This is a genomic window from Herpetosiphon gulosus (assembly GCF_039545135.1).
Taxonomy (GTDB): Bacteria; Chloroflexota; Chloroflexia; order Chloroflexales; family Herpetosiphonaceae; genus Herpetosiphon; species Herpetosiphon gulosus.
This window is the reverse complement of record NZ_BAABRU010000002.1, coordinates 145640-162977: the sequence shown is the minus strand read 5'-3', so window position 1 is coordinate 162977 and position 17338 is coordinate 145640. Positions and strand designations below refer to the sequence as shown.

At 47.3% G+C, this 17338-nt stretch carries 15 protein-coding genes and 1 pseudogene; 2 read left to right on the top strand and 14 right to left on the bottom strand.

Annotated elements, in window-relative coordinates:
* Positions 1–47 precede the first annotated feature (47 nt).
* From ABEB26_RS02770 to ABEB26_RS02740, 7 genes are all read right to left on the bottom strand, one after another.
* On the bottom strand, positions 48–1073 hold the full coding sequence (locus ABEB26_RS02770; protein ID WP_345720416.1) for an NAD-dependent epimerase/dehydratase family protein: 1026 nt from the start codon (positions 1071–1073) through the stop codon (positions 48–50).
* A 30-nt stretch (positions 1074–1103) separates the two neighbouring features.
* Positions 1104–2198, bottom strand: coding sequence for an STAS domain-containing protein (locus ABEB26_RS02765; RefSeq protein ID WP_345720415.1), 1095 nt, complete (start codon positions 2196–2198; stop codon positions 1104–1106).
* 168 nt (positions 2199–2366) lie between these two features.
* The gene (locus tag ABEB26_RS02760; RefSeq protein WP_345720414.1) at positions 2367–3746 is read right to left on the bottom strand and encodes a glycine--tRNA ligase; all 1380 of its coding nucleotides are present in this window, start codon (positions 3744–3746) and stop codon (positions 2367–2369) included.
* A 426-nt stretch (positions 3747–4172) separates the two neighbouring features.
* Entirely contained in the window at positions 4173–5093 is a 921-nt protein-coding gene (gene xerA / locus ABEB26_RS02755; protein WP_345720413.1) for a site-specific tyrosine recombinase/integron integrase, read from the bottom strand.
* A 256-nt stretch (positions 5094–5349) separates the two neighbouring features.
* Entirely contained in the window at positions 5350–6153 is an 804-nt protein-coding gene (locus tag ABEB26_RS02750; RefSeq protein WP_345720412.1) for a DUF899 domain-containing protein, read from the bottom strand.
* A gap of 506 nt (positions 6154–6659) precedes the next feature.
* Positions 6660–8000: a phosphomannomutase/phosphoglucomutase gene (locus ABEB26_RS02745; protein WP_345720411.1), complete on the bottom strand. Its 1341-nt coding sequence runs from the start codon at positions 7998–8000 to the stop codon at positions 6660–6662.
* Positions 8001–8406: 406 nt separating this feature from the next.
* Complete coding sequence (locus ABEB26_RS02740) at positions 8407–8766, bottom strand: hypothetical protein (protein ID WP_345720410.1); 360 nt, start codon at positions 8764–8766, stop codon at positions 8407–8409.
* A gap of 42 nt (positions 8767–8808) precedes the next feature.
* Between ABEB26_RS02740 and ABEB26_RS26900 the strand changes: the two genes are divergently transcribed.
* Together ABEB26_RS26900 and ABEB26_RS02735 are read left to right on the top strand one after the other, a co-directional pair.
* Positions 8809–9081: a transposase gene (locus ABEB26_RS26900; RefSeq protein WP_486348288.1), complete on the top strand. Its 273-nt coding sequence runs from the start codon at positions 8809–8811 to the stop codon at positions 9079–9081.
* A 66-nt stretch (positions 9082–9147) separates the two neighbouring features.
* Positions 9148–9588 (top strand): annotated as a pseudogene (locus ABEB26_RS02735) (IS5 family transposase); the annotation flags it as partial.
* Positions 9589–9660: 72 nt separating this feature from the next.
* On the opposite strand, the gene ABEB26_RS02730 reads toward ABEB26_RS02735, so the two are convergent.
* The 7 genes from ABEB26_RS02730 to ABEB26_RS02705 all read right to left on the bottom strand — a co-directional run bounded on the left by ABEB26_RS02730 (position 9661) and on the right by ABEB26_RS02705 (position 17330).
* Positions 9661–9816, bottom strand: a complete 156-nt coding sequence (locus ABEB26_RS02730) for a DUF262 domain-containing protein (protein ID WP_345720409.1) — start codon at positions 9814–9816, stop codon at positions 9661–9663.
* A gap of 44 nt (positions 9817–9860) precedes the next feature.
* On the bottom strand, positions 9861–10085 hold the full coding sequence (locus tag ABEB26_RS26895) for a helix-turn-helix domain-containing protein (protein ID WP_486348287.1): 225 nt from the start codon (positions 10083–10085) through the stop codon (positions 9861–9863).
* A 147-nt stretch (positions 10086–10232) separates the two neighbouring features.
* Positions 10233–11066, bottom strand: coding sequence for a phosphoadenosine phosphosulfate reductase family protein (locus ABEB26_RS02725; RefSeq protein WP_345720408.1), 834 nt, complete (start codon positions 11064–11066; stop codon positions 10233–10235).
* A complete protein-coding gene (locus ABEB26_RS02720) occupies positions 11063–14530 on the bottom strand; it encodes a hypothetical protein (protein WP_345720407.1) in 3468 nt (1155 codons plus the stop codon). Before ABEB26_RS02720 ends, ABEB26_RS02725 begins: the two co-directional genes overlap by 4 nt.
* Complete coding sequence (locus ABEB26_RS02715) at positions 14523–15464, bottom strand: DUF4007 family protein (protein ID WP_345720406.1); 942 nt, start codon at positions 15462–15464, stop codon at positions 14523–14525. The genes ABEB26_RS02720 and ABEB26_RS02715 overlap by 8 nt, the downstream gene beginning before the upstream one ends.
* A gap of 388 nt (positions 15465–15852) precedes the next feature.
* Entirely contained in the window at positions 15853–16476 is a 624-nt protein-coding gene (locus ABEB26_RS02710) for an L-threonylcarbamoyladenylate synthase (RefSeq protein ID WP_345720405.1), read from the bottom strand.
* Positions 16473–17330 (bottom strand): DUF5656 family protein, encoded by an 858-nt coding sequence (locus ABEB26_RS02705; protein WP_345720404.1) that lies wholly within the window; start codon positions 17328–17330, stop codon positions 16473–16475. Before ABEB26_RS02705 ends, ABEB26_RS02710 begins: the two co-directional genes overlap by 4 nt.
* Between the last annotated feature and the right edge of the window lie 8 nt (positions 17331–17338).

Here is a 17338-nt window from a genome sequence, read left to right as displayed (position 1 = left end):
TGATCAAGGGGAAATTGGACAGAATAGCTTATTCTGAATCCTGATCGCTAGTCCCTGACCCCTAGATTAAACTGCTGCTTGGCCCAAGCGATTGTGCGGTTACGCGCCTCGACTAGATCAACTAGGGGCTGATAGCCAAAATCGTTGGCGGCCTTGGCTCCAGTAAACCAAAAATCAACACAAGTTGAAGTAACCGTGTAGCGCGTGAGGCTTGGGCGTTTTTTGCTGCGGGTTGTGCGATACCAGAACTCACTGGGCCATGCCAGGAGATTCATCAGGCCAAATGGCACATGACGCTTGGCCATACGTAAGCCCAAGGCCTCAACAATTGGCTTGAGAAACAGAAAAAAATTATCAGGATCAGGATCGACCAAAAAATAGGCTTGGCCGCCTAGCACACCCTCAGCGGTTAAGTGTTGGGCTGCTAAAATATGGCCACGCGCTGCGTTTTCAACATAAATATGCGAAAATCGCGCTGAGCCGTTGCCCAAACGTGGAATTGGGCCACGCTTGCCCAAATTAACCAACGACGGCAAGCGATGTGAATCGCCTGGGCCATAAACGCCACCCAATCGCAAGGCACAGGTTGCCAAGCCCGATTGGCCGTTGGCAGCCAAAACCAAACGTTCACCAGCGGTTTTGGTCGCACCATAAATATCTAAGTGTTGTTTGGGATAGGGCAATTGCTCATCGCCAGCACGAATTGGTTTGCCCTCGAATACCACATCAACGCTGCTGGTATAAATCAGTTGGGCAACGCCTGTGGCTTGGCAAGCAGCAACCACATGTTGCGGCCCCAGCACATTGACATCGTGCAATAATTGAGCATTACCCCAACCCCAATCGACCGCTGCCGCACATAAAAAAACTGTACCAACATCGCGACAGGCTTGCAATACCTGCTCGGCTTTGCGTAAATCGCCCACAACTGATTCGACTTGAGGGTCAGGGTAGGGCTGGAGATCAAAAACACGGACAGGTCGCCCCGTTGCCAATAATTGTTGCACCAAATGTTTGCCGACAAAGCCACAACCACCAATCACCAACGCCCGTGTGGATTGCTCAAGCGCCATCGACAATTCCCCTAACTACAACGATGCAGGCTACGAATTTAATGCTTGTTCTAAAGATGCAAAGGCTGGCAAGCGCGAAACATCAATGCCTGAGCCAACCAAGCCTTGGGCTACATCGGGGTTGATGCCCACCAGCGCGGTTTCAGCGCCAACGAGGCTGGTTGCAGCAATAACGGCGGCCAATTCGCCAGCCATATGCACATCGACCAAGGGCACGCCCGTGACATCAAGCAACACCTGACGAGCGCGTTGTTGCACCACAGCGGTGATAACGCGCTCACGAATCGTATTCAAACGCGCTTGATCGAGCTGGCCGACCAGGGGCACAACCAACCGCCGACCACCAAGCGGAATCACGGGCACACCTAACTCGCGAATAACAACAGCCTGTTGCTGGTTGGCCTCAAGCAATTGGGCTTGCTCGGCGGCCCGTTGTTTCAGCTCAGCCAAGGTATTTTGCAAGGTAGCAGTACGTTCAGCAACTGTTTGTTCAAGGCTGGCTTGGAGTTGCTCAAGCTCGGTTTGGCGAGTACGAGCAGTGCTGAGCGCAGTTGATAAGGCCTTGCTGTAGCGAGCTAAAACTAAGCCAAGCACCAAGGCTACTGCGGTATAGCCACCGATAATGCCACCATAATTTTTATCCATGGGCTTGGCAAAGCCGGTAATTTGCGGCACCAAGGCCTCGGCCAGTGCGGTGGCAATCAAACCAACGAGACCAACGCCCATCACAACAAACATCAATTTGCGACCACTGAGCAAGCTGGCCAACGCCATAGGCACAGCCAAACCAAAAATAATCGCGCCGCTATCGGCTAAACCAGTGCCAAGTAACATAACAATTAAAAAGAACTCTAAGCCGAAAACACTGCCAAAGAGGGCTAATTTAAAATAATTGCGCCGCAAAAGCACCAAAGCACTGAGAAAAACTGCAATCGCCGCACCAATCGCAATTGCAATCACAATGGCTTGAATTGAGGTAACTGGAGCAACAAATGGGACAACTAAAGCGCCAGTGCTGGCCATAAACGAACCCAAAAGAATGCCCTGCATAATTTGGGCTTGCTGTTGTTGAACCGGGTCGGGATAATTAAGCGAATGAAGCCATTGTTGAAAAAAACGTTTCACGGGTGGCTCCTCAAGCGTTTGGGATTATAGGGATAGTCTAGTGCTATTGTACCACCTTCGTTTGCGGGCTTAGTCAGCATCAGCTTACACCTTGCTAACAGTTGGTAAGCCCAAAAAAGCCAAGCCCATTGACTGAGCTTGGCTTGAACATTTAAATCTAGTGACTGATTAAACTAAACGTTCGCGAATGTAAGTAGCCAGTTCGTTGATATGGATACGAGCTTGGCTCATGGTGTCGCGGTCGCGCACAGTCACGGTGTCCAGCAAGCTAGCATCGTCGCCGCGGCCCAAGGTATCGAAATCGACGGTGACGCAGAAGGGTGTACCAACTTCATCGTGGCGGCGATAGCCTTTGCCGATGTTGCCCGTATCTTCATAGAAAATCCGACCAATCCCAGTTGCCATCAACAACGCTTTAATTGCTTTGGCTTTTTCGACGATCTCCGGTTTGTTGCGAGCCAAAGGCAACACCGCTACCTTGATTGGAGCCAAGTGTGGCTTGAGTTTGAGCACAATTCGTTCTGAGCCATTTTCCAAGGTTTCTTTGGTAAAGGCTTCGGTCAAAATCGCCAACACCCCACGATCAACCCCAGCCGATGGCTCAATTACGAATGGCACCAAAGGCTTTTGGGTTTCTGGATGTGGAATCGTCAGCTTGGCAGTGCTATCTTCGTTTGGTTCAACCTTGGCCGATAAGCCTAAATCGGCTTGACCACGGGTATGCGAACCAAGATCAAAGTCGGTGCGATTGGCAATCCCCTCTAGTTCTTCTAAGCCATGCGGAAACTGATAGAGAATATCGACGGTTGCTTTGGCGTAGTGAGCCAATTCATCACCAGCTTGATGATAGGCTTGCAGATTTTCGCTGAGCAAGCCTTGATCACGCCACCATTGCAAGCGAGCTTCAACCCATTGGCTATGCCATTCGTCGTCGGTGCCAGGCTGAACAAAAAATTCCAGCTCCATTTGCTCGAATTCACGCACGCGGAAAATAAAGTTACGTGGTGTAATTTCGTTGCGGAAAGCCTTCCCGATTTGAGCAATCCCAAATGGCAAGCGGCGTGAGGTGGCATCGACCACATTTTTAAAGTTGGTAAAGATCCCTTGGGCGGTTTCGGGTCGTAAGTAGGCAAACGAGCCTTCTTCGGCAACTGGCCCAACCGTCGTTTTGAACATCAAATTGAATGGACGTGGCTCGGTCAAATCGGTTGAGCCACATTTTTCACATTTGTTGTCTTTGAGTTGGTCGGCACGCCAGCGGCTTTTACAATTGCGACAATCGACCATTGGATCGGTAAAGGTTGCCTCGTGGCCAGAGTGGCGCAACACCAAGCGATGAGTCAAAATCGAGGCATCGAGGCCTTCCACATCGTCGCGTTCATAAACCATGGCTCGCCACCAAGCGGCTTTAAGATTATTTTTGAGTTCAATCCCCAACGGGCCATAATCATAGGTGCCTTGCAAACCGCCATAAATATCCGAGCCTGGAAAGATAAACCCTCGTCGCTTGCATAACGAGACCAATTCGTCCATCGATGTTGCTGGCATATAAACCTCCATGAAAGGATGAGATATGAAGGATGAGGGATGAAAATTTTCCAAAGATCAAGGTTTTATAAACCAGTTTGGGCTATTTCAATCTGCTTCATCCTTTATCCTTTATCCTTCATCCTTGCTAAAAACGTTCATCCCCAGACAACGCCATTGCTAGCATTGCCTGGGGACGAAGAAAACAATACGCTTCGCGGTTCCACCCCAGTTCCTTGGTTGACCCAAGGCACCTTTGAGATCTATTGTGATTGGCTCCCCGTCGCCATTCGCTTGGGGCAAACTTGTGGGCTTACACTATCCCCACATCGCTGAATGTTGCATTCCAGGCTACTTCTACGGTTCATTGCCAATATTGCATCAGGTTGTTGGCTGCTACTGTAGCATTCTTGTCAATGCTTGTGTTCAGCCCAACGACTGATTTGATTAGGCGCTAAATTCGACTTCAGCAGCATTGGCGACGGTTGGTCGTTGGGCTGCTTGATCGTATTTAACGGCTCGGTCGTTGCTTACTTGGGTATAAATTTGCGTTGTTGAAATACTTGCATGGCCCAGCAACTCTTGGACTTCGCGCAAATCCCGGCCACGGTTGAGCATATGGGTTGCAAACGAGTGGCGCAAGGTATGTGGTGTCAGATCGCTCAGCCCCAAGCGTTCGGCGTAGCCCTTCAAAATCAACCAAAAGCCTTGGCGGGTGAGCCGCTTGCCACGATGATTGAGAAACAAAGCTGGATCGCCGCCGTTACGGCTGATTTGGCCTCGCGCAATATCGAGGTATTCTTCCAAGGCGGTGCTGGCGCTGCCAACAATCGGCAGATTACGCTCTTTATTGGCCTTGCCCAAGCAGCGAATCTGGTGGATCGCCAGATCAACATCGCCCACATCGAGCGCAACCAACTCGCTGACGCGCATGCCAGTGGCATACAACACTTCGAGCATAGCTTTATCGCGCAGACCTTCGGGGCCGCTAGTGGTTAGGGGCAACTCAAGCAGTTCGTCAACTTGGGCGACCGTAATCGCCTTGGGCAAGAACCGATCAACCTTGGGTGAATCCAAGTTTTCGGTTGGATTCGTGACGATAGTATGTTGGCCTTGCAGGTATTCAAAAAACGATTTAATTGCAGCAGTACGACGTGCGATCGTGGAGGTTGCGTAGCGCTTTTCTTTGAGAAAGAGCAAGAACGCCAACAGGTCATCGCGGGAGACGTTGCTCCAACTGCCTGTGTTACGTTCAACAATAAAGTTAACAAATTGGTCAAGATCGGTTCGATAGGCGGCAATCGTATTACCGGTCAAACCGCGCTCAACCGTTAAATAGGCCAAAAACTGTTCTAGCTGCTGCTGCATGAGCACCCTCCAACGTCGGGATATGCGTTTCCAAAATTCCCCGCAGCGCCTATGTTAGCACCAAGAATTGCTTATGTCAAAGATGAGAAGTAGGGGTCAGATGTCAGGAGCTAGTGGATAGGGGGTAGGAGGTCGAAGCGTTAGATCAGCTAGTTCAGCGAGTTTTATGCAGGTTTTCCAATCGCTTAATCCCAGTGTACTCAATTCTGGTCTCTATTCCCTAACCACTGATCCCTGACCTCTGACCCCTAGCCCCTTATTTATCAGGCTCAGCCAGCGTATCGGAGCGACCAGCAGCCAGTCGCGACCAGTGCGAGATTGGTCGTCCGGCGGGGCGATTGACGGCTTGACCATGCTCATCAGTACGCATTTGGGCTGAGCGGGTGTTGAAAAAGCGTTGAGGCCAGCCGGCTGGAGAATCTTCCCAAACCTCTTGTCGCCCATAAATTGTCATATCGAGCATTGCATAGGAACTGCCCATTTGTTCACAGCCGCGACCAGTTGTCCAATAGGTTTCAAACACCCGACCATTATCCTGAACGTAACAAACCCAGATGCCAAAATGGCGATCAGCAATCAGGGTATCAAGCGAGGATTTGGGCACGGAATACCAAGGCAGATCCCAGCCCATAAATTCGCGGTAGCGCTTGCTCTCGGCAAATGGGCCTTGGCTCAACACGGCAAAGGTTACATCACGCGAGTGCAAATAGCCCAATTCCAGCACATGACCAACATTCATGGTGCAACCTTCGCACTGTTGGGCTGCATTTGCGCCATGATGCCACATCATATAGGCGGCAAAAAGTTGCTTGCGGCCTTCAAAAATCTCGATCATCGGAACTAGGCCATTTGGGCCAACTACTGGAGTTGTAGCAGCGACTTCAACCATTGGCAAGCGGCGACGCGCAGCAGCAATTACATCGCCCTCGCGCGTATGAGCCTTCTCGCGTAGCCGCAAGCTGTTCAGTTCGGCTTGAAATGTGGCGCGATCAACGGCAGTGGGCAGGCTTGGGCCATGCATATCGCTGAGGGGAATCAGGTCATTCGCGCGATTACTCATCAGATGCTCCTTCATCACTATAATAAGGCTCCGCTTGCCTAATCATAGCATGAAATATAGAACATATGATCTTTTTAGGAATCGAGGATCAGGAGTCAGGAAAGCATAGAACCTTGAGTATAGAACATAAGAGCCAAACCTCAGGCATTGGACTTTAACGCAGAGGCGCAGAGAATCTATGGCTATAGGCTATGTGTAATGGTTTATCGCGTTAACAACGGTCAGCATGCCCTCACCCCCAACCCCTCGCCCACTGCGGCGGGCGAGGGGAGCACTCCTGGAGCGGTTCCCCCTTGCCTCGCGGGCGGGAGAGGGGGTGAGGGGGTGAGGGCACGAGAATTGGTTGTTAATCTAATGAACCATTACAGCTATGGGCTATCGGCAATGCGTTGGAAATACCAACAATTGTTCCGATAGCCGATAGCCGATAGCCCATAGCCTAGCCCTTCGTCCTTGGTGCTCTTGGTGTTCTTCGTGGTTTCAACCTGACCCCTAGTCCTTGATACCTACGCCTGAATAATTGCTAAAACTTCATCGCGCTTGGCTTCCATCAGCTCTTTGCTGCGAGCTTCGAGGTTGAGCCGCAACAATGGCTCGGTGTTGGAGCCACGCACATTGAAGTGCCAATCGGGATAATTGACCGATAAACCATCCATGGTGTGTTGCTCAGCATCACTATATTTCTCGGCCAAGGTTGCCAATACGGCTTTAACATCGGCAACTTTGGTGTTGATTTCGCCTGAGATGAAGTAAGTTGCTTCGAGCGGAGCCAGCAATTCGCTCAGGGTTTTGCCCTTCTTCGAAAGCATTTCCAAAATAATTAACGATGGAATTACGCCCGAATCGGCATAATTAAAATCGCCAAAATAGTAGTGGCCAGTTACTTCGCCAGCGAAAATTGCCCCTTCGTTGGACATGCGAGCCTTGATAAAGGCATGACCAACCCGCTCCATCAGTGGCACACCACCAGCAGCGCCAATTAGTTCGGGCACAGCCCACGAAGCCCGTACATCATATAAAATTTTGGCTCCTGGGTGTTTTTCGAGGAAGTATTGACCCATCAGCGCGGTCATAAAATCGCCAGAGATAAATTGACCGCGATTATCAATTGCAAAGAAGCGGTCGCCATCGCCATCGAAGGCAAAACCTACATCGGCGCTTTCACTAACCACACGGGCTTCCAGTTCGGCGCGATTTTCTGGTTGTAATGGGTCAAGGCCGTGGTTGGGCAAAGTGCCATCGGGGTCAAGATAGAGTCCAATCAAGTCGACAGGTAAACGTTCGTAGACCCGCTGGAGAATTGGCCCGACCATGCCATTGCCAGTGTCGGCGATTACTTTGAGCGATTTGAGGCTGGTTACATCAATCAATTGCAAAACCGATTCGATAAATTCTTCGCTGAGGTCAAGCTCGCTCATGCTACCTTGGCGGGTTGGTTCGCTAAATGCTTCGCTCTCGACCAATTTGCGCAAATCTTGAATGCCTGCATCGCCTGAGAGCAACTGCGGCATTTTTTTGACCATTTTGAAGCCATTGTATTGTTTGGGATTATGTGAGGCCGTCACCATCATGCCTGGTAAGCCCAATTTGGTACAAGCAAAATAATATTGATCAGTGCTAACCATGCCAATGTTGATCACATCAGCGCCTTGGTGCATCAAGCCGCGAGTTACCGCATCGAAAATTGATGGGCCTGAGGTACGCATATCACGGCCAACGACCACCGTTTCAGCTTGCAAAAATGAGGCGAAAGCGCGTCCAATCAAAAATGCTACATCTTCGTTGAGTTCGCTTGGGTAAATCCCACGAATATCATAGGCTTTGAAAATCCCTGGATTGACCTGCATCGTCGTATCCTTTCTGTGCAGAGCGATCACCGGCTATCATACGCCAAAATTGTTAAATCGCGAATAGCAGGATTTTTAAGTGATCTTTGACTGCTTTTCATCATCACCACCCTTCCGTTCCGCCTCAAGGCGGGAGACGCAGGGAGATAGGTTTTTAAGGGATGTGGGTTTATGTTTTATTTTCAATCTTCGAATTAAAAATTCGTATAATTAGGTTCTGTCTGATAATTCAAGACCATGGTGTATATCGTCGTAAGAACCGCTATTAAGCGGCTATAGGGGTCATATTTTGGTGATTTTCATGTCCATAATGGTGTTCTAATCCTCCCTCGGGAAGGCTTCAGGAATTATCAGACAGAGCCTAGTAGATCTTACATAATTTCCAATATTCAACAAATCATATACATCACCACGGAACATTGTATGTCGGTACAATGTCCATAATATTTTGATATTTTCCTACATCATTAATAACACGCTTTATAATACGATCTATAGATCTATGAAGACATCCTTCTAATATTTGAATATAATATGGCATATCAATACTGTAATTGTAACCTTTATGGACAATTTTACTTCTAATTTTATTTAGAATACTTAAAGAATATTTTATTTCATTTTTAATGTTATTTAATTGACTTCCAATAACTTTTTTATCTAGTAAGATTTTCGGAGAAGGTAAGATTGTAAGTTGGTTTTTATTATCTATACTTTCAATTATAGATATATTTTCAAGAATAACTAGAAGTAGAAGTAATCTCATAAATGGTATACTCCTCCTGACCATGGAACCGGAGGATATTCAATGGCCGTATCAACCGATCTGACGGATGACGAATGGGCAGCGATCGCTCCCTTTTTGCCCCCGTTACCACGCCGTGCCGATGGTCGTGGACGACCATGGGTGGATTCACGTGCGGCCCTTACCGGTATCTTGTGGGTCTTGCAACGGGCGCACGCTGGAAGGACTTGTCCGAGAGCTATCCCCCTATCAAACCTGCCATCGCCGCTTCCAACGCTGGGTTGCCGAGGGAACCTTTCAAACCATTGTGACCCAGCTCGCCTTGCAGCTTTTTGATGACCTCGGCATCGATCAGACCGAAGCCTTCATCGACGGAACGTTTGTTCCGGCGAAAAAAGGGGCGCGGGCGTTGGTCTCACGAAGCGTGGGAAAGGCACCAAACTGATGGCGCTTGCCGATGCGCATGGGCTGCCGATTGCCGTCCATACCACCACGGCCCAGATCCACGAGGTGCGCTTGGTCACCGCAACCCTCGATGCGGGATTTTTGGACAGCCCTCCAGTGCGCGTGATTGGGGACAAAGCCTATGATAGCGATCCGCTGGATCAAGCGCTTGCAGACCAGGGGATTACGCTGATCGCCCCCCATCGGCGGAACCGTACCGCACCAGCCACCCAAGATGGTCGGGTATTACGCCGGTATGCCCGTCGCTGGAAGGTTGAGCGGCTCTTTGCATGGCTCCAAAATTTCCGTCGTTTGGTTGTTCGGTATGAATTCTATCCCGAAAATTTCCATGGGTTTGTGGTGCTTGGGTGTATTCGCATCCTTCTTCGGTATTTATGAGACTACTTCTACTGTAGGGATTTTGATTATTTTCAAATTTTATATTACAAAATAATAGTGTTCCTAATGATGTCATTTTTTCTTTGCTTCAAAATCTTCTAGAATGCTATCAAGTAATTCAATAGCTTTATCAGAATTCCATGCAAATGGGCGTTGGTAGCCAGGTATAACATAGCCTTTATTTAATGTTGTGTAAAGATATTCTAATGGGATCGCATCAGCCTGCATAGTAAATTTCCTTTTTCTATAGTATCTCTTTAGAGATAGATTATTTAATCTGTAAAAAATTCTAATGGCTTCCGGTATAACTCAGCAAAAGTTAGTAGCTCAATCACATCAACTCTCCGATCACCATTTTCAGAGCGTGAGACGATCGACTGGCTGATTCCTAGCTTTTGAGCAACCTCTTCTTGTGAAAGGTTAGCATCAAGCCTTGTTTGCCTTAATCGTTCTAAGAAATGAGTATAACGGGTTTGATAGACCTCCGAAAATTTCATAAATATTGCCCAATTATGCGAAAATCGCATAAAAAAGAGCACGTGAAGCATATAACTTCACGTGCTTTATCATACTGACCATAGCCAATCATCGGTATGATTCTCTCCTAATCCAAGGCGAGGATCTTTTCTAGGTATTCTAGCTAACTAGAGATGGCAAATATCACAGCCAACTTCATCATCCTCAGCATCAAGAGCTGATCCAATCAATGCAATCAATGATTGATTGGGGCGGCGTTTGCGTTCTTCCTCGATCCGTTGTTGATGATCACGCCGAATTTGGGCTAAACGTTCTGGTTTTTCGAGTTCGACTAGGCTTTCATTTTGCCGCCAATAGAAGTTCTCTCCACCTCGTTGATTCTCAAAATCCTTGGCTTTTTCAAAAAGCTCAGGGTGTTCTTTACGTAAGCCAGCCCATTCGCCTGCTCGTTGGAAAAAGCAGAAATAACAACCACTTCGCTGTCGCCATGAATAATATTCAGGCAGGCCAATACCACTTTCTTCTAGAATTCGCTCAATATCGGCAATACGTAGTCCATGTTCTTTATATGGATAGACTGGATGAATATTAGGCTTTGAGGAGTCATAGCCGGAACGTTGTTCATCGGCACGAATACCAATATAGCTCCAGACTTGATCACTACCAACGTATGCCTCAAATGGCTCGATCTTGAGTTTACGCGTGCACCAACGAACCTGAGCAGATGGCAGCATTCCGCCATACATATCTAACCAATGGCTAAACCCACGCTCAGCATTTAATCGAATAATCGGCTTTTGTAAATAAGCCTCAAGCCGATCAAGATACTCATAGGTCTCTTTTAATTCCTCGTGAGTATCACAGAATACATATTCCAATTGAGGAATCTTGTCATGTAGATAGATTGCTAAGGCAGTACTATCCTTGCCACCGCTAAGACTTACTATATGTCGGCCTGGACGGGCAGCCCATTCCCGAAAATCAGCTTCATGATCTGTCATAGCTTTTCGTTCCCATTCATTGCATAAGCAAGATTTGGTTGGAGGAGTTCGGCTAAGATCGCTGTTTTTTGCTCAATCGTTAGTCGATCATAACGATCCATCACGGCTGTTAACTCATTAAACAACGCATCCATCAGTGGATGACGTTGGTTTAAGTGTATCACAGTACTGACTTCACCATGGCCATTCGCTATACCAACTCGTAAAACTGGAGTGTCACTGGGTAATGATTGGGTCGTGATTGCTATTTGCTCGACGAGTTTAAATGAGCGGCCTAACTCAGCAATCTGAGTTTCAAATGTTGTAAGATCATGGTCACTCCATGTATCTAGGGGTTTACGCCCAACTAAGGCCGCAATGCTTTCGACCCAATGATTAGCACCCTTAATCGAGTTTTCAATCCGCACGCCAAAGGCCCGAATAGTCGTATCTTTGGTAAGTTCAGCGATCAATTGATAACGATTGATCAACTCGCTATGAAGTAGTTCACTCTCAAGATTGGTAGCACTAAATGCAACCCGAATTTTCTCGACAACATGATTGACCAATTGCTGATATGTTGCTTGTAGCTCCTGCAATCCCTCCCTGAGCGTCGTAAAAAATGGCTCAATAAACATATTATCATTGGATTGATCAGGATCAAACGCTGGATAACCACAGGCAATTGGTAATTTTTCAAACAATAGTTGATCAGGTGCACGAGCATCAAGTAATGCTTGTCGAATTGATTGGGCAATTGGGCTAATATTTTTGGTTGTGCGCGTGTATTGAGGAAGTGTATGTACGAGTCGCAATAATGGGGTTATTGCATCTAAAACTGCTGGCTGCACCACTTTAGTCAGTGCTTTAGGTGCTAATGCCGTTGCCAAGCGTTCATACACTGCTTGACGCAGACCAGTTCTGCGGCTGCTGCGTAAACCAAAGTAGTGTGGTTGACGTAGTAATCGCTCAAACATAGCCATATCGGGAGAAACTACATAATTCCCTTGTTCATATAGCACAATCTCGCTAGCCCGAGCAAGGTACACCGCCATAAATAAAAGTGGAATTAAGCCTTGTTTGACCCCAAATGGTGGAGCTTCCAATTGCTGGTAAAGATCAATTAAAGGCAGTTCGCGTCCTTCGGCTTGATCAATATAGCGACTAATTAAGTCCCAAGTTGGTTGGAGCTTTAAAGGATCGTCCGCTGCTGGAGTACTAAATTCCCAAAAACCTTGTTCATTTTGGCGATGAATGCCACTCTGATGCAATACACTCTCATAGATCGAGCGCTCTGGTGGATAGCCTTCAATCCCGAGTTTTACAGCATAACGTTGATTAAGCATTGCTTCAATTAGCAGCCGCCGCGCTTTTGATGCCGAAGCTGAAAGCTGCCGCCGCACAATCAACTCATTCCAAATATGTGGAGTTAATGGGTAAGTCTCATCGCAAGCTTGGCTCAATAGATGATCAACTTCACGTGCAGTTTGCATTGGATGTTCAATTCCACGCCAAAACCAACGGCTAAGTTGTGGGCTATAGGCTTCAGCAATCGTGCCACTCAATAAATCTTGAGCTTCAGATAAACGGCTTGATATTTCACGTCGAGCAGCCCGATCATTATCGAGTTCGTTGCGATGTTCTAAAACATGACTCAAGGCCGCAACATCAAACAAGAGATCGCTTAGTTCACGGACTTTATATGGTAAAACTACAATTCGCTGTGATTCGTTTGAACGATCAGGATGTTCTGTCCAGCTCCGAGCTTGTTCTAGGGCTTCCTGATCAGCAGGAACAATGTAGAGAATCTCGCCATCAGCATTATTTGTAATTGCTAAATCGCTCAAACCGCTAGGCTCAATAAAACGCGGGATAAAAAAGCGTACTGCCCCAGTTAAATAACTATGCCGACGAGCTACCAATGGTGTAACATTGGCATAATTTTGTAAGAGCTGAACTAAATTCTCGCCAATTTCACGGCGAGCACTCGCGATCATTTCATCGAGAGCCAGATCACTACCTTCCCAAATAACAAAACTTTCGCGATGTTGGCGATAGGTAATATGCTTGCGGGTTGTTAATTCATTTAATGCCTGATCTACCTGCTCTTCAGTATAAAGCTCTTGTAACGCAAATTGAATTTGCTTACGGCTTGCTTTTAATCCATGCGTTTGCCCAAGCGCACCTAACGTACCAATGGTAGTCAAAACATCAACTAATAGTGGATTTTGATCAGATAATTGAGCTAATGCTTCGGCAAGCTCTGCCCAGCGTTGACCGCGGGCACGCCCAAATAGGCTAGCCCCAAGGGTTGAATAAATGTAGGCGTAAAGCTGAGGCAATCGGTAAATCGGTAATTGTGGATTTTCAAGACTTGGCTGAGCAGTTTGCAAGAAATCTTGAATACTCCACGGTTCTGGTGCAGTCAGAAATGCAAACAGTGAACGCTCGTTTTGTGCCAGCTGGCGAAAAAGTAATGGTAACGCAATAAGCACACTAGGATGTAATGGATAGGTTCGGGCAAGCAGAATTTTCCATTCATCAAGATTGATATCAACCGGCTTTAATCCTAATTGAATTGTTGAATCAAGTGTATTTTCGGCCCATGATTGGCGTGTAGTAGCATAAATATCGTTAAGATCATCACATAATGCACGCCCAACCATTCGCAGCATCTGTACCGATGGCTCTTGGAATGGTAAATCTGTAAAGCGACCCTGAACCTTTGACCATTCGGTTCGACGGGCCGCACCTGCATTGCCAACATAGCGATCAAAAGCTTGATGCAGAATCGTCAAAATGACAAATGGATTATTACTGCTGCGTGATGCCATTTCAGCTAAGCTTTGCAATACAAATAATTCACGCTCATCAGATTGACGTGAGGCAAAATCAAGAAATTGGCCCAATTCATCAATTACTAAGACTAAACCAGCATATTCAGTACGTTTTGCAACCTCTACACAAGCATCAGCAAAAATTTCGGCAATAGTTTCAGACGCAATATCAGGGTCATCAATTGATTCAGCAATCTCATGTGGCAAACGCAGTCGTTTATCGGAAAGTTTTATATGCGAAGCAAATGTATTTTTTAGACCAGTTAATACCGCACTGCGTAACGAAGCATTATTACCTCCAACCAGCACTGGCAACAAACGAGGGACTGCAATTAATAATTCAACCAAACTAGCATCAATTTGCTGCTCTGCGAGCAGTTTTTGACGTTGGGTCTGATCACTTTGCAGAAAGTGCGCAATAAAAACCCCAAACGCTGACTTTCCAGATCCATAAGGCCCAATCACTGAAAATGCTCGCGTTGTTGATTGAGGAGCTAGCCCATTAATGATTCGCTCGGCAGTTTGGAGCACTAATGGGGTTACCTGATAATCATGAACACCTACTTGGTCATCCTTGAAATCGCGCTCAATATTAATTGAACGGTTATACCGTACTGGAATCGCAAGGTGCGATTGAGCATTAAACATATCGTACCTCGTGAGTAAAGGCTTGGTTAAGTAATGTTTCAAGTTGGCTATCATCAGGGTTTGGCCAAGCTACCTGCCGAATGCCCGATTGATCCGAATAATAGGCTTGATTATTAGTAATCTGACTGAGTTCTTGCAACCGACTTAATAAAGCATCTTCATCTAAGCGGAAGATTCGACCAGGAGAACGTAAGCCGTAGGCTAGTTCACTAAACGATATGGTTTTTCGGCCTGTTTGATGCATCATTTGTAAAATTGCAAATGCAACTAATTCGCTTGGTAAATCGGTTTGCTGGCCTGTAACAATCCGATAGGTTTGCTGGCCGGGTAATGACTGAATTAGCCCCAGATCGGTTAACGGGCAAAGTAATAAATCTTCATTAATAAGGCTATTCTGGTGTGAGCGAGGTTGACAATAACAGTTCAGCATGCACTCTATATCACGAGTAATAGTTGTGTCGGAAGGAACACGCCAGCCTTGATCATTGGCAATCGATCGAATTTGGCTGGCCATTTGGGGTACTGTAAATTCACCGCCTTTTAGAAGGTTAAATGTAAAAAACCAAGTAAAGGCTGATTCTGGCCGTGAAACAATTTGCCAGTGTAAGAGCCAACGGCTAGCTGGCGTTACAAGAAACTGATCCCAGCCCTTTTCGCCAAGTAATGAATGGCCTAAGCTAGTGGCTTCATAGCTATTGCTTGTTTCCGAGCGTACAAATACACCACATACTCGCCCCCAGAACCGAATAGATTGCGCCATATTTTTACCAACACCGAGAAGCACGAATGCATCCTCCCGCGAGAACAAATCGGGGGTGTGTTGCAATAAATCATAGGCTTTTTTTAACCAGTTACTTCTCAAAGCGAAGGTTTCATGTCCACTAAAGCTTGGGAGGCTATTTGGAGAGAACAAGCTTGATAAAGATGATGCCATAAATAGGAAGTCTCCCCGTTACTGTAGATTTCTATCCAAAACATTTGTACGATTGCTGAATTATACTATACCATTGATTACAATTCGTTTCGATTCGTTTCGATTCGTTTCGATTCGTTTCGATTCGTTACACGAGTGAATCATAGATTAATCTAGAGCAGCAAGGATCGCTAAATTGGCTGATACTTTTGGGTTGATTATGGATAGTACTCAGGCACTTTTTGGGGGATGTTTGAAGCTCATTAAATGAGGATTGGTGGAGACGTTGGGACTTGCACCCAAAGGACATCATGGCGCGTTGGCTTTAACTGATGGACTGCCTATGCCGCCCCCATTGCCCAAGCATTCTAGCAAATCTGCCGCGCTTGTGGCTCAGCCCTTGAACGGTTTAGGCTTCCAACCAAGGGCTGAGTTGCGCCGCTGAAATGACCCCTTGACGCAAAATTGTTGGTTGCTCACTACTGAGATCGACAATTGTTGAAGGTTGTTCGCCCGTTGCAACCCCGCCATCAAGCACCAACGGCACGCGCCCAGCTAGTTGCTCAGCGACAGCTTGGGCGGTATTCGGCGTTGGCTGACCATGCAGATTGGCACTAGTTCCAGCGATTGGCGTGGCAAATTGGCGAATCAAGTTGCGTAGTTGCCCATGGTTTGGCACACGCACAGCTATCGTCGCTTTGCCGCCAGTTAATAATTTGGGCAGATGGGCGACCGCTGACAGTACCAAGGTCAAGCCACCAGGCCACCAAGCCTCAGCCAAACCCCAGGCCAAATCGGGGATATCTCGTGCCACCTTGGGCAAATCAGCTAAATCTGCCAATAATGCTGGTAAGGCAACCGCGGCTGGACGGGCTTTGGCCTGAAAAACTTGAGCAATCGCTACTTCATCCAAGGCCGAGCCACCAATACCATAGACGGTATCGGTTGGAAAGCACAGAATTTGGCCTTGCTGTAATTGCGCTAAGGCGAAGGCCAAACCGGCATCATCAAAATCGATAACGTTGGTGTTCATAAGGTTGTTGCGGTCAAAATCACAAAGACAGCTGCGCCGACAATTCCTAATTCCCAGCCAATCCGTCGATCAAGCGTGCCAGCTTGGGCATGATGCAGCAGGTTCATCATTACATAAAACAGCGCTGTGAGCAGTGTGCCAACGATCAAAAATGGTGCAGGCCAGAAGCTAAGCATTGCCGCAGCCTCAGCGATCACCACGCCAACCACGGTTAATGCCAATGATAATGGTCGTTGATGATCGTTGACATTTCGCGCTAACAGGCGATAAGCCAAAGGAACGCTGGCGCTAAATGCCAAAATGCCAGTGAAAATCATGCGATAGTGGGCGTTGGCGATTGCGCTGAACATGCCAAAAGCTACCAAATAGGCCACTGCTTGCAGCCCAACCCGCGCCTTATCGCGCACATCAGTATCGCGATCGAGCACATAGTGTTGGGCAACTAAGGTTGCGGTTAATAAGCTGCCGCAAACCACCAACACCAAAATAAAGGCCGTGCCTTGCAAGGTTTCTTGAAACAATCGGAAGAAGGCAAACGAGCCAACTACCACTGCTGAGGGCAAAACCCAAAACAAGGGCACAATCTCGATTTTGCTGAGTGGGCCAGGCAAGCGCAACAATTCACGATGCTCCAAGGCTGGGTGCGCTTTGGCCAATAAATCGGCCCCGGTACTGATGATAATTACCAGCAGGGCGATAATAAACCACGCCACCGAAATCACTGGTAGGTCGTTGCTAATGCGGGCCACCAAGGGATAATCGGGGTTGGATTCGAGCAGAAAGACCACCATCAAGCCTAAAACCACCAAACTGATTAATGGCAAAATGCGGTCGAAACGTGGTGTTAGTTTCATATGCTATC